This window comes from Pseudomonas sichuanensis (assembly GCF_024749065.1).
In the GTDB taxonomy this organism is placed as follows: domain Bacteria; phylum Pseudomonadota; class Gammaproteobacteria; order Pseudomonadales; family Pseudomonadaceae; genus Aquipseudomonas; species Aquipseudomonas sichuanensis.
The window spans coordinates 268,867-281,593 of record NZ_CP087185.1 but is presented as its reverse complement, the minus strand read 5'-3'; the positions used below and the strand labels follow the sequence as shown (position 1 = coordinate 281,593).

Below are 12,727 nucleotides of genomic sequence, written 5' to 3'. Positions count from 1 at the left end.
CTTCAAGGGGTTTCGATGCGCCGCTGCAGCAAGTTGATCAGCAGCAGCAGGATGAAGGAAACCACCAGCATCAGCACGCCGATGGCGGTGGCGCCGGTGTAGTCGTACTGGTCGAGCTTGACCATGATCAGCAGCGGCAGGATCTCGGTCTTCATCGGCATGTTGCCGGCGATGAAGATCACCGAACCGTACTCGCCCACGCCGCGGGCGAAGGCCAGGGCGAAGCCGGTCAGCCAGGCTGGCAGCAGCGCCGGCGCCAGGATGTGACGGAACACCTGCAAGGGCTTCGCGCCCAGGCAGGCGGCGGCCTCTTCCACTTCACGCGGGATGTCGGCCAGCACCGGCTGCACCGTGCGCACCACGAACGGCAGGGTGACGAAGGTCAGTGCCAGGGTGATGCCCAGTGGGGTGTAGGCGATCTTGAAGCCCAGGTCGGTGGCGAACTGGCCGACCCAGCCTGCCGGCGCGTACAGCGCGGTCAAGGCGATACCGGCCACGGCCGTGGGCAGGGCGAACGGCAGGTCGATCATCGCGTCGATGATCTTGCGCCCGGGGAAGGTGTAGCGCACCAGCACCCAGGCCAGCAGGGTGCCGATCACGCCGTTGATGATGGCGGCAAACAGGGCGGTGCCGAAACTCAGCTTCAGCGCGGCGATGACCCGCGGCGCGCTGACGATGTTCCAGAACTGCTCCCAGGTCAGCTGCGAGGCATGGATGAACATGGCCGCCAGCGGTATCAGCACGATCAGGCTGAGGTACACCAAGGTGTAGCCCAGCGTCAGCCCGAAGCCGGGTATGACGGGGGATATACGACGTGACATAAAGGTCCCTGGTTGAACGCACGAAGCCCGGGGTCGGTCCCGGGCACATGCAGGCTACTGAAGGGTTTTCTTTGTGGGGCTGCTACGCAACCCTTTCGCTGGCAAGCCAGCTCCCACAGTTGCAGTGCATACCCGCTTCCTGTGGGAGCCGGCTTGCCGGCGAAAGGGCCGCAAAGCGGCCCCGCTCCTATTCATTTCATTGCCGATCACTGTGCCTGATAAATCTGGTCGAACACACCGCCGTCATTGAAGAACTTCGACTGCGCAGTCTTCCAGCCACCGAAGTCCTTGTCGATGGTCACCAGGTCCAGTTTCGGGAACTGCTTGGCAAACTCGGCGGCGACTTTCGCGTCACGCGGACGGTAGAAGTTCTCGGCGGCGATCTTCTGGCCAGCCGGGCTGTACAGGTGCTTGAGGTATTCCTCGGCGATCTGCTCGTTGCCCTTCTTCTCGGCGTTCTTGTCGACCACGGCCACCGGCGGCTCGGCGAGGATCGACAGCGACGGCACGACGATCTCGAACTTGTCGGCGCCACCGTCTTCTTTCAGCGCCAGGAAGGCCTCGTTCTCCCAGGCCAGCAGCACATCGCCCTGGCCGTTGTTGACGAAGGTGATGGTCGAACCACGGGCGCCGGTATCCAGCACCGGTACGTGCTTGAACAGCTCCTGCACGTAGGCCTTGGCCTTGTCTTCGCTACCGCCGGATTTCAGGCCGTAGGCCCAGGCGGCGAGGAAGTTCCAGCGGGCGCCGCCGGAGGTTTTCGGGTTGGGGGTGATCACCGAGACGTCCTTCTTGATCAGGTCGCCCCAGTCCTTGATGCCTTTCGGGTTGCCCTTGCGTACCAGGAACACGATGGTCGAAGTGTACGGGGTGCTGGCGTCCGGCAGGCGCTTCTGCCAGTCCTCCGGCAGGGTCTTGCCGAGCTTGGCGACTTCATCGATGTCGCCGGCCAGGGCCAGGGTGACCACGTCGGCGCGCAGGCCATCGATCACCGCGCGGGCCTGCTTGCCCGAACCGCCGTGGGATTGCTGGATCTTCACCTTGTCGCCCGGGTGAGCGGCTTGCCAGTGCTTGATGAACTCGGCGTTGTACTGCTGGTACAGCTCGCGGGTCGGGTCATAGGACACGTTCAACAGTTCGAAGTCCTTGGCGATCGCGGAACCGGCAAAAACGGCGCTGGCCAGGGCGGCAAGCGCATAACGGCGGATGGACATGGTGAAGCTCCCGATTGGCATTTTTTCTAATTAGGGGTTGTTGCGTGGTCAGCCGGCCTTGTTGCCGGGCTGCTGCAGGCGGAACTTCTCCTTGCGTTCGATCTGCACCACCTGGGCGTTGTGCACGGTGATCTCCACGGCGCCGAAGCGCAGGTCGCGCAGGGCACTCTGGATTTCACGCAAGATGGTGGCTTCGTCCTGACCGTCGATGCTGCGCAGTGATGCACTCATGCTCGTTCTCCTTGGAGTAAGGGTGCCGGGCAGAGGATTGAAGGGGATATGCGCCTGGCGTGAGAGCCATAGTAGTGAGGCGGGGTTATTCTTAAAAATACTGTTTAAGAATGTTTATATAACCATTAGCGTGAACGACGAACCCTGTGGGAGCTGGCTTGCCAGCGATAGCGTCGGTGAGGCTGACGACGCCATCGCTGGCAAGCCAGCTCCCACAGGGTCCGCGTGGTTCTCAGGGAGTCTTTTGCGGCTCGCGGATCTTGTACCAGGCCACGTACAGCGCCGGCAGGAACAGCAGCGTCAGCAGCGTTGCACTGATGATGCCGCCGATCATGGCGTAGGCCATCGGCCCCCAGAACACTTCGCGGGCAATCGGGATCATGCCCAGGCTGGCGGCCGCCGCCGTCAGCAGGATCGGCCGCCGGCGATGGTTGGTGGCCTCCAGCACCGCCTCCCAGGGCGACAGGCCCTGTTCCTCGAATTCGTCGATCTGGGTCACCAGGATCACCGAGTTGCGGATGATGATGCCGGCCAGGGCAAGAATCCCGAGGATCGCCACGAAGCCCATGGGCGTGCCCGTGGGCACCAGCGCCACAACCACGCCGATCAGCCCCAGGGGCGCCACGCTGACCACCAGGAACAGCTTCTGCACGCTGTGCAACTGGATCATCAGGAAGGTCGCCATGAGGAACAGCATCAGCGGCACGACCTTGCGGATCGGGCCCTGGGCCTTGGCGCTCTCCTCGACCGTACCCCCGGTGGCCACCTCGTAGCCGACCGGCAGCTTGCTGGCAAACTCATCGATGCCCGGCTTGAGCTGGGCCACCAGGTCGGTGGGCTGGATGTCGCCGACCACCGAGGCCTTGATGGTGATGGTCGGCTTGCGGTCACGCCGCCACACCAGCGGCTGCTCCAGCTCGTAGCGCACGGTGGCGAAGGCCAGCAGCGGAATCGACGCGCCGCTGGGCGTGACGATCTGCAAGTTCTGCAAGGTGTCGGGCGAACCACGCTCGCTGTCCTCGGCGCGCGCGACCACGTTGACCAGGTAGATGTTGTCGTTGACCTGGGTGACCTGCACACCGCTGACGATGCTGTTCATCACGTTGGCCACGTCCTCGGACGACAGCCCCAACTGACGGGCCTTGTCCTGGGCGATCTCGATGCGCAGCACCTTCCCGGGCTCGTTCCAGTCGTAGATCATCTCGCCGATGTGCTCGTTGCTGTCGAGGAAGGTTGCCAGCTCGATGGCATGCCGGCGCACCTGGTCGATGTCCTTGCCGCTGACCCGATACTGGATCGGCCGCCCCACTGGCGGGCCCATCTCCAGCGACTGCACGTTGGTGCCCACGCCGACGAATTCCTCATGCAGCAGCTTCTGCAGGCGGTCCATCATGCCCTGGCGCTCTTCGAAGCCCTTGCTGACGATCACCAGCTGGGCGTAGTAGGGGTTCTGCAACTGCTGGTCGAGGGGCAGGTAGAAACGAATCGCGCCCTGGCCGATGTAGGTGCTCCAGCGCACCAGGTCCGGGTCGTCCTTGATCCTGGCCTCCAGGCGGTCGACCACCTTGCGCGTTTCCTCGATCGAGGCATTCTGCGGCAGGTTGAGGTCGACGAGGATTTCCGGGCGGTCCGAGGACGGGAAGAACTGGTTCTGCACGAAGCGCATGCAGAACAGCGCCAGGGCGAACAGGACGATGGTGCCGATGATGGTCAGCCAGCGATTGCGCATGCACCACAGCAACCCGCCCTCGAACGCCCGGTCGAGGCGCCCGGGCTTGGCCTCGTGGGCCTTCACCTTGCTATTGAGGATGTGCACGCCGAGCACCGGGGCGAAGAATACCGCCACCACCCAGGACACGATCAGGGCCACGGCGATCACCGCGAACAGGGTATAGGTGTATTCGCCCGCGGAGCTGGCGTTGAGGCCGATCGGCACGAAGCCGGCCACCGTCACCAGGGTGCCGGTAAGCATCGGGAAGGCCGTCGAGGTGTAGGCGAACGTGGCCGCCTGCTCCTTGGTCTCGCCCATCTCCAGCCGCGTGACCATCACCTCGACGGTGATCATCGCATCGTCCACCAGCAGGCCCAGGGCAATGATCAGCGCGCCGAGCGAGATCCGCTGCATGGTGATGTCGCTGTACTCCATGAACACGAAGACCATGGCCAGCACCAGCGGAATCGAGCAGGCCACCACCAGCCCCGCGCGTATGCCGAGGCTGACGAAGCTCACGGCGAGCACGATCACCACGGCCTCGAACAGCGCGCTGGTGAAGCCGCCGACCGCCTGCTTGACCACCACGGCCTGGTCGGACACGTTGTGCACGCCCACGCCGACCGGCAGGTCGCGCACCACCTCGTCCATCTTCTCTTTCAGCGCCGCGCCGAACACCTCGATGTTGCTGCCGGCCTTCATGCCGATCGCCAGGCCAATGGCGGTCTGGCCGTTGTAGCGGAACATCGGCGCAGGCGGGTCGACGTAGCCGCGCTCGATGTCGGCGATGTCGGCCAGGCGGAAGAACCGGTCGTTGATGCGCAAGTTCACCGTTTCCAGGTCTTTCTCCGAGGCGAACTGCCCGGTGGTGCGCACCGAGATGCGCTCCGGCCCCGCCTCGATCACCCCGGCCGGGGTCACCGCGTTCTGTTGCTGCAGGGCCTGCATGGCCTGGCGCTGGTCGATGCCCAGGGCCGCCAGCTTGCGGGTCGAGAAGTTCAGGTAGAGCACCTCGTCCTGGGTGCCGATCAGCTCGATCTTGCCGATGTTGGGCACCTCGCGAACTTCGGCGCGGGCCACCTCCACATAGTCGCGCAACTGGCGCAGGGTCAGGCCGTCGGCGGTGAAGGCGTAGATCGAGCCGAACACGTCGCCGAACTCGTCGTTGAAGGCCGGGCCCTGGATGCCCTGGGGGAACTGCCCGCGAATATCCTGGATCTTCTTGCGCACCTGGTACCAGATCTCGGGAATGTCCTTGGCCTTGGTGGTGTCGCGCAGGTAGACATAGACCGTGGACTCGCCAGGGCGGGTGTAGCTCTTCACGTAGTCGAGCGAATCGAGTTCTTCGAGCTTCTTCTCGATGCGGTCGGTGATCTGGTAGAGCGTTTCGTCCTGGGTCGCACCCGGCCAGCGGCTCTGGATCACCATGGTCTTGATGGTGAAGGACGGGTCTTCCTCACGGCCCAGGTTGAAGTACGAAAAGATGCCCATCAGCACGCCGACGAACATCAGGTACCAGACGAAGGACTGGTGCTTGAGGGCCCACTCCGAGAGGTTGAAGCTTCCTTTCATTGCGGGTCCTCGTCGAAGGTCACTTTCTGGCCAGGCTTGAGGCTGTTCACACCGGCCGTCACCACCCGCTCCCCGGGCTGCACGCCGGACGCCAGGACGATGCGGTCGGCGGTGCGTTCGAGCAGCGCGACGTCACGGGTGGCCACGGTTTTCTGTTGCGGGTCGACGACCCACACCTGGGTCTTGCCATCGCGTTCGAGCAGTGCGGTCAGTGGCAGCTCGCTGCGCGGGCTCACCGCCGAACTCAGGGTGACGCTGATCGCGGTGCCCAGGTGGAACGCATCCGGGGTGCTGGCCAGGGTCAGCCGGGCACGCCGGGTGCGGGTGGTGGCGTCGGCCTGGGGCTCGAGCTCGCGCAAGGTGGCGGTGGTGTTGATGCTCGGGTCGAGCTGCGAGGCCACGGTGAAGGTCAGGTTCTTGGTCAACTGCTCGGCCAGGGGGATCGGCAGGTCGATCACCGCTTCCTTGATGTCCGGGCGTGCCAGGGTGACCACGGCCTGGCCTGCGCTGACGGTCTGCCCGGCTTCGGCCTGCCAGGCGGTGACCACGGCGGCATGGTCGGTGCGCAGGGTGCTGTAGTCCAACTGGTCGCGGGCCTGGCTGAGCGCCGAGCGGGCCTGCTCCAGCGCCGCGCTGGTGGTCTTCAGGTCGGTCTGGGCGATATCCAATTGGGCCTGGGCGCCGACGCCACGGTCGTACAGCTGCTGCTGGCGGCGCGCGTTGGCCTGGGCGTTGATCCACTGCGCCTGGACCTTGGCCAGGTCGCCTTCGGCGGCGCGCAGCTGGTTCTGTTGATCGGTAGGGTCGAGGGTGGCCAGGGTATCGCCGGGCTGCACCCGGGCACCGACATCCAGCCAGCGCCGGGCGATACGCCCAGACACGCGAAAACCGAGGGTGCTTTCGAAGCGCGCCTGGATGGTGCCGGCGAAACGCCCCAGTTGCGATTGCACTTGCGGCTCGACCAGCGTCGACAGCACGGGGCGGATCATCTCCGGCGCCATCTCTTCACCGCCGCAGGCACCGAGCATCAGGCTGGCGCAGAGGATCGACAACAGGCGTTTCATGGCGCGGCCCCTCCGTCCTTGGCGGTGACTTTCACCACCTGCATGCCGGGGTGCAGCAATTGCCCGCCGCCCACCACGACGGTCTCGCCGCCCTTGATACCGTCGGCGATCACCACCTTGCCGGTGAGGTAGCGCGACACCTGGACCTTGCGCAGCTCGACCTTGTCGCCCTCGCCCACCACCCACACTGCGGGCTCATGCAGCGCCTTGGTCAGCGCGGCCCAGGGCAACTCGATGCTTGGTCGGCCCTGGGCGTTGCCGGTGGCGGTCACCGGCGAACCGAGTTGCATGCCGGCCGGCACGTTGCGCAGGGCCACCTTGACCTGCACCGTGCCGCTTTCGGCGGACACTGTCGGGGTGATCTCGCGAACCCGGCCTTCGGCCTTCACCGCCGGGTTGTCCAGCAGGCTGACCACCACGCCTTCGTCACTGGGCGGCTTGACCAGCAGGGATTCGTACACGTTGAACACCGCGTCGCGGTCGCCGTCCACCGCCAGGCTGAAGATCGGCATGGTGGCCTGCACCACCTGCCCCACTTCGGCCTGGCGCGCGGTGATCACGCCATCGGCCTCGGACACCAGGGCGGTATAGCTCAGCTGCTCGTTGGCATTGGCCAACTGCGCCTGGGCCGCCTTTAGCGCGCTCTGGCTGCTGCGCAGGGCGGCTTCGGCGGAATCGTATTCGCTCTGGCTGGTGTAGCCCTTGGGCAGCAGCTTCTGCTGGCGGATGAACGCGGCGCTGCTCTGGGTCACCCGCGCCTGTTCGGCGAACACCTCGGCCTTGGCCGAATCGACGGTGTTCTGCAGGTCTTTCGGGTCCAGGCGCGCGAGCACCTGGTTGGCCTTGACGTGGTCGCCCACATCGACGCTGCGGGAAATGATCTTGCCGCCCACGCGAAACGACAGGTCGGTCTGCACCCGCGCCTGCACGTCGCCGGTGAGGGTGACCCGGGCGGCGAAATCGGTAGGTTGGACTTGTTGCACCGCAACCCTGGGCAATACCGGGGCGGCTTCTTCCTTGTCACAGCCCGCAAGCATCAACAACAGCCCCAGGCCACCGACCATGATCGGATGCGATACCGACATGCAGGCTCCTCGCTTGTACGAATGGTTTGTACGACGCGTGGGAGAAGCGTAGATCAGGGATCGACAAACGGCATGGGACGGTGGGCAATTCCCCTGTGGGAGCAACTGTCTTGCATCAAATCTGAAATCTGGCGCGGTATCTGTGGGAGCGGGTTTACCCGCGAACACCGGCGTTGCCGGTGCCAAGCACCGCGTTGCCCGCTTCGCGGCTAAAGCCGCTCCCACAGGGCCGAACTGGATCAATGGTCTACGACCGCTGCCACATTCTGAAAACATCAGCCACGCGTGGTTTCAAGACGCGCCACTAGTGTTCATGGCGAGCCCCTATTCAAGGACGACCTGCATGAGCCTGGCCCAGTCGTATCTGCTCCGCCGAGGACGGTTCTCTGAACCGGGCCGGATCTATTTACTGACCACCATCACCCACCAACGAAAACCATTGTTCATGGATTTCCATAATGCCCGGCTCGTCATCAACGAACTGCGCAGATCCGACCAGGAACAATCTTGCCAATCGCTGGCGTGGGTGGTCATGCCAGACCATCAGCATTGGCTTATCGAGCTGCATTCGGTGACGCTTGCCACGCTGATGCGCAGATTCAAATCGCGATCGAGCCTGGCCTTGCACAAGTCGGGAGTTGAGCAGGACCCGGTATGGCAGCCCGGCTATCAGGACAGAGCACTACGTCGAGACCAGGATGTGAAATGGGTTGCCAGGTATATCGTTGCCAATCCATTGCGGGCTGGGCTGGTGGGGAGTGTCAGGGAGTATCCGCATTGGGATGCCATCTGGCTTTGAAACCGGGGTGAAGCATTCGCGGGTGAACCCGCTCCCACAGGGCTGGCGCCATGTCCGAGGACACCGCCGTCCCTGTGGGAGCGGGTTTACCCGCGAAGGACTCAGGCCGAAGTGGCGACCTGAGCGGGGCGACGCACCTGCGGCTGCGAAACGTTGGCCGCGGCGCCTTCCTCGATGGCCTGCTGGATCGCCTTGCGGCGACGTTCTTCGGCCTGGCGGCTGAAGTACCAGACCAGGAAGGTCACCAGCGACACCGACAGCAGGATCAGGCTGGCCACGGCGTTGATCTCGGGCTTAACACCGAGGCGCACGGCCGAGAACACTTCCATCGGCAGCGTGGTCGAGCCGGGGCCGGACACGAAGCTGGCCAGCACCAGGTCGTCCAGCGACAGGGCGAACGACATCATGCCGCCCGCCGCCAACGATGGCGCGATCATCGGGATGGTGATCAGGAAGAACACCTTCCACGGCTTGGCACCCAGGTCCATGGCCGCTTCTTCGATCGACAGGTCCAGCTCACGCAGGCGTGCCGACACCACCACCGCCACGTAGGCGGCGCAGAACGTGGTGTGGGCGATCCAGATGGTGACGATGCCACGCTCCTGGGGCCAGCCGATCATCTGCGCCATGGCCACGAACAGCAGCAACAGCGACAGACCGGTGATCACCTCGGGCATCACCAGCGGCGCGGTGACCAGGCCACCGAACAGCGTGCGGCCCTTGAAGCGGGTGACCCGGGTCAGCACGAAGGCCGCCAGGGTGCCCAGTGCCACGGCGGCGACCGCCGTGTAGCAGGCGATCTCCAGCGAGCGCATCACCGAACCCATCAGCTGGCTGTTGTCGAGCAGGCCGACGTACCACTTCACCGACCAGCCGCCCCACACCGTCACCAGTTTGGAGGCGTTGAACGAGTAGATCACCAGGATCAGCATCGGCAGGTAGATGAACAGCAAGCCGATGATCAGCATCAGGTTGGAGAAACTGAAGCGTTTCATGCCCGACCCTCCATCTCTTTGGCCTGGCTGCGGTTGAACAGCAGGATGGGCACGATCAGGATCGCCAGCATCACCACTGCCAGCGCGGACGCTACCGGCCAGTCACGGTTGTTGAAGAACTCCTGCCACAGAACCTTGCCGATCATCAGGGTTTCCGGGCCGCCGAGCAGTTCAGGAATCACGAACTCGCCCACCACCGGGATGAACACCAGCATGCAACCGGCGATGATGCCGTTCTTGGACAGCGGCACGGTGATTTTCCAGAAGCTGTTGAAGGTGCTCGAACCCAGGTCCGATGCGGCCTCGAGCAGGCTTTCGTCGTGCTTCACCAGGTTGGCGTACAGCGGCAGGATCATGAACGGCAGGTACGAATAGACCACGCCGATATACACCGCCAGGTTGGTGTTGAGGATCTGCAGCGGCTGGTCGATCAGCCCCAGCCACATCAGGAAGCTGTTGAGCAGCCCGTTGTTGCTGAGGATGCCCATCCAGGCGTAGACGCGGATCAGGATCGCAGTCCAGGTCGGCATCATGATCAGCAGCAGCAGGACGGTCTGCGACTCCTTCTTGGCCTTGGAGATGGCATAGGCCATCGGGTAGCCGATCAGCAGGCACAGCAGGGTGCTGAACAGGGCGACCTTCAACGAACCGAGGTAGGCCGAGATGTACAGCTCGTCTTCGGTGAGCAGGCCATAGTTGGCCAGGTTCAGCACCAGCTGCACCTTGCCTTCGAGATAGGTGTAGATCTCGGTGTAGGGCGGGATCGCCACATCGGCTTCGGCGAAGCTGATCTTCAACACGATGAAGAACGGCAGCATGAAGAACAGGAACAGCCAGATGAACGGCACGCCGATCACCAGGTGCCGCCCCTCCGGGGTCAGGCGCTGGAAGGCTCGCTTGAGCTTGCGCAGTTTCATGACCGCAGTACCACGCCGCTGTCGTCTTCCCACCACACGTACACTTCGTCACCCCAGGTAGGGCGGGTGCCCTGACGCTCGGCGTTGGCGACGAACGACTGGACGACCTTGCCACTGGGCAGCTCGACGTAGAACACCGAGTGGCCACCGAGGTAGGCGATGTCGTGAACCTTGCCACGCGACCAGTTGTGCTCGCAGGTTGGCTGCGTGGTGGTGACCAGCAGTTTCTCCGGGCGCAGGGCGTAGGTGATGTGCTTGTCTTCCACCGAGGTGGTGATGCCGTGGCCGACGTAGATCTTGCGCTCCAGCTCCGGGCTGGCAATGACGGCGTGGCCTTCGGCGTCTTCGACCACTTCACCTTCGAACAGGTTGACGTTGCCGATGAACTCGCAGACCAGGCGGCTGGTCGGGGTTTCATAGATGTCGATCGGGCTGCCGATCTGGGCAATCCAGCCCAGGTGCATGATGGCGATGCGCTGGGCCATGGTCATGGCCTCTTCCTGGTCGTGGGTCACCATCACGCAGGTCACGCCCACGCGCTCGATGATCTCCACCAGCTCCAGTTGCATCTGCGAGCGCAGCTTCTTGTCCAGCGCGCCCATCGGTTCATCGAGCAGCAGCAGCTTGGGGCGCTTGGCCAGCGAACGGGCCAGGGCCACACGCTGGCGCTGGCCACCGGACAGCTGGTGCGGCTTGCGCTTGGCGTACTGAGTCATGTGCACCAGCTTGAGCATCTCGGCCACGCGGGCGTCGATCTCGGCCTTGGGCATCTTGTCCTGCTGCAGGCCGAAGGCGATGTTCTGCGCCACGGTCATGTGCGGGAACAGCGCGTAGGACTGGAACATCATGTTGATCGGCCGCTCGTAGGGCGGCATGTCGGTGATGTCGACACCGTCGAGGAAGATCCGCCCCTCGGTCGGGCGCTCGAAGCCGGCGAGCATGCGCAGCAGGGTCGATTTACCGGAACCGGAGCCACCCAGCAGGGCGAAGATCTCGCCTTTGCGGATTTCCAGGGACACATCGTCCACGGCTATGGTTTCGTCGAACTTCTTCGTGACCCGGTCGATTTTGACCAGCACCTGCTTGGGTTGCTGGCCACCCTCGAGGGCTTTCTTATAGGCACCGGAGGCAACTGCCATGAGTGAAACTCCCAACAAGATTTATATGCCCACACGGCCTGTTGCTACAGGGGCCGTGGCGGGCCTGGATTGTTGTTACTTGCCCGACTTGACCTTGGTCCAGCTACGGGTCATCAGGCGCTGCACCTTGGGTGGCAACTCTGCGTTGACGAACATCTTGTCCAGCACTTCCTGCGGTGGATAAACCGCGGCGTCAGTCCTCACGGCCTGGTCCATCAGGTCGCCAGCCTTGGGGTTCGGGTTGGCGTAACCGACGTAATCACTGACCTGGGCGATAACCTCAGGCTTCAGCAAATAGTTGATGAAGGCGTGGGCCTCTTTGAGGTTCTTGGCGTCCTTGGGGATCGCCAGCACATCGAACCAGAGGTTGCCGCCTTCTTTCGGGATTGCGTAGGCCAGGTTCACGCCCTTCTTCGCTTCAGCAGCGCGGGCCTTGGCCTGGAACACGTCACCGGAGAAACCTGCCGCGACGCAGATGTCGCCGTTGGCCAGGTCGGTGATGTATTTCGAAGAGTGGAAGTAGGTCACGTAGGGGCGCACGGCCAACAGCTTGGCTTCGGCCTTCTTGTAGTCTTCAGGGTCGGTGCTGTTGGGGCTCAGGCCCATGTAGTTGAGCACCGCCGGGAGCATCTCGTCGGCCGAGTCGAGGAAGGCCACGCCGCATTTGCTGAGCTTCTTCATGTTCTCGGGTTCGAACAGCACGGCCCAGGAGTCGATCTTGTCGGTGCCCAGCACCGCCTTGACCTTCTCGACGTTGTAGCCGATGCCGTTGGTACCCCACAGGTAGGGCACGGCGTATTGATTGCCCGGGTCGTTCTTCTCGAGGCGCTTCATCAGCGCCGGGTCGAGGTTTGCATAGTTGGGCAGCAGACCCTTGTCGAGCTTCTGGAACGCGCCCGCCTTGATCTGCTTGCCGAGGAAATGGTTGGACGGCACGACTACGTCATAGCCGGTCTTGCCGGCCAGCAGCTTGCCTTCCAGGGTTTCGTTGGAATCGAACACGTCCTGCACCGGCTTGATACCGGTTTCTTTCTCGAAATCCGCGAGGGTGGTCGGCCCGATGTAGTCGGACCAGTTGTAGATATGCACCGTGGGCGCCGCTTGGACGCTGCAAGCCAGCGTCAGGCCCGCTCCAGCCATCAAGGCCTTGCGCAATACAGAAATAGACAAGTGGGGGCT

The 12,727-nt window shown here is 63.6% G+C and carries 11 protein-coding genes; 1 reads left to right on the top strand and 10 read right to left on the bottom strand.

The window, feature by feature from the left end; translation table 11 throughout:
- Positions 1-2: 2 nt before the first annotated feature.
- The 6 genes from cysT to LOY51_RS01285 form a co-directional block, all read right to left on the bottom strand.
- A complete protein-coding gene (gene cysT, locus LOY51_RS01310) occupies positions 3-821 on the bottom strand; it encodes a sulfate ABC transporter permease subunit CysT (RefSeq protein ID WP_110992174.1) in 819 nt (272 codons plus the stop codon).
- A gap of 206 nt (positions 822-1,027) precedes the next feature.
- Positions 1,028-2,035 carry a sulfate ABC transporter substrate-binding protein gene (locus LOY51_RS01305; protein WP_258644130.1) on the bottom strand — a complete coding sequence of 336 codons (1,008 nt, stop codon included), beginning with the start codon at positions 2,033-2,035 and terminating at the stop codon, positions 1,028-1,030.
- 48 nt (positions 2,036-2,083) lie between these two features.
- On the bottom strand, positions 2,084-2,266 hold the full coding sequence (gene oscA / locus LOY51_RS01300) for a sulfur starvation response protein OscA (protein WP_016712582.1): 183 nt from the start codon (positions 2,264-2,266) through the stop codon (positions 2,084-2,086).
- Positions 2,267-2,498: 232 nt separating this feature from the next.
- Complete coding sequence (locus LOY51_RS01295; RefSeq protein WP_125857096.1) at positions 2,499-5,549, bottom strand: efflux RND transporter permease subunit; 3,051 nt, start codon at positions 5,547-5,549, stop codon at positions 2,499-2,501.
- Positions 5,546-6,613 carry an efflux RND transporter periplasmic adaptor subunit gene (locus LOY51_RS01290; RefSeq protein ID WP_258644128.1) on the bottom strand — a complete coding sequence of 356 codons (1,068 nt, stop codon included), beginning with the start codon at positions 6,611-6,613 and terminating at the stop codon, positions 5,546-5,548. The genes LOY51_RS01295 and LOY51_RS01290 overlap by 4 nt, the downstream gene beginning before the upstream one ends.
- The gene (locus LOY51_RS01285; RefSeq protein ID WP_125462200.1) at positions 6,610-7,698 is read right to left on the bottom strand and encodes an efflux RND transporter periplasmic adaptor subunit; all 1,089 of its coding nucleotides are present in this window, start codon (positions 7,696-7,698) and stop codon (positions 6,610-6,612) included. The genes LOY51_RS01290 and LOY51_RS01285 overlap by 4 nt, the downstream gene beginning before the upstream one ends.
- Before the next feature lie 343 nt (positions 7,699-8,041).
- Here LOY51_RS01285 and LOY51_RS01280 point away from each other — a divergent pair, with 343 nt between their 5' ends.
- On the top strand, positions 8,042-8,497 hold the full coding sequence (locus tag LOY51_RS01280; RefSeq protein ID WP_258644127.1) for an REP-associated tyrosine transposase: 456 nt from the start codon (positions 8,042-8,044) through the stop codon (positions 8,495-8,497).
- Positions 8,498-8,598: 101 nt separating this feature from the next.
- Here LOY51_RS01280 and LOY51_RS01275 read toward each other — a convergent pair whose 3' ends face one another.
- From LOY51_RS01275 to LOY51_RS01260, 4 genes are all read right to left on the bottom strand, one after another.
- Positions 8,599-9,492, bottom strand: a complete 894-nt coding sequence (locus LOY51_RS01275) for an ABC transporter permease subunit (protein WP_125462197.1) — start codon at positions 9,490-9,492, stop codon at positions 8,599-8,601.
- Positions 9,489-10,409, bottom strand: coding sequence for an ABC transporter permease subunit (locus LOY51_RS01270; RefSeq protein ID WP_167409790.1), 921 nt, complete (start codon positions 10,407-10,409; stop codon positions 9,489-9,491). The genes LOY51_RS01275 and LOY51_RS01270 overlap by 4 nt, the downstream gene beginning before the upstream one ends.
- Positions 10,406-11,548 carry a polyamine ABC transporter ATP-binding protein gene (gene potA, locus LOY51_RS01265; RefSeq protein ID WP_110992168.1) on the bottom strand — a complete coding sequence of 381 codons (1,143 nt, stop codon included), beginning with the start codon at positions 11,546-11,548 and terminating at the stop codon, positions 10,406-10,408. Before potA ends, LOY51_RS01270 begins: the two co-directional genes overlap by 4 nt.
- 75 nt (positions 11,549-11,623) lie before the next feature.
- Positions 11,624-12,718: a polyamine ABC transporter substrate-binding protein gene (locus tag LOY51_RS01260; RefSeq protein WP_258644126.1), complete on the bottom strand. Its 1,095-nt coding sequence runs from the start codon at positions 12,716-12,718 to the stop codon at positions 11,624-11,626.
- Positions 12,719-12,727: the final 9 nt, after the last annotated feature.

Excerpts from the sequence above, each read along its gene's own strand:
- LOY51_RS01285 (WP_125462200.1), bottom strand. The coding sequence starts at position 7,698 with ATGTCGGTATCGCATCCGATCATGGTCGGTGGCCTGGGGCTGTTGTTG.
- cysT (WP_110992174.1), bottom strand. The coding sequence starts at position 821 with ATGTCACGTCGTATATCCCCCGTCATACCCGGCTTCGGGCTGACGCTG.
- LOY51_RS01270 (WP_167409790.1), bottom strand. The coding sequence starts at position 10,409 with ATGAAACTGCGCAAGCTCAAGCGAGCCTTCCAGCGCCTGACCCCGGAG.
- potA (WP_110992168.1), bottom strand. The coding sequence starts at position 11,548 with ATGGCAGTTGCCTCCGGTGCCTATAAGAAAGCCCTCGAGGGTGGCCAG.
- LOY51_RS01275 (WP_125462197.1), bottom strand. The coding sequence starts at position 9,492 with ATGAAACGCTTCAGTTTCTCCAACCTGATGCTGATCATCGGCTTGCTG.
- LOY51_RS01295 (WP_125857096.1), bottom strand. The coding sequence starts at position 5,549 with ATGAAAGGAAGCTTCAACCTCTCGGAGTGGGCCCTCAAGCACCAGTCC.
- LOY51_RS01290 (WP_258644128.1), bottom strand. The coding sequence starts at position 6,613 with ATGAAACGCCTGTTGTCGATCCTCTGCGCCAGCCTGATGCTCGGTGCC.
- LOY51_RS01305 (WP_258644130.1), bottom strand. The coding sequence starts at position 2,035 with ATGTCCATCCGCCGTTATGCGCTTGCCGCCCTGGCCAGCGCCGTTTTT.
- oscA (WP_016712582.1), bottom strand. The coding sequence starts at position 2,266 with ATGAGTGCATCACTGCGCAGCATCGACGGTCAGGACGAAGCCACCATC.
- LOY51_RS01280 (WP_258644127.1), top strand. The coding sequence starts at position 8,042 with ATGAGCCTGGCCCAGTCGTATCTGCTCCGCCGAGGACGGTTCTCTGAA.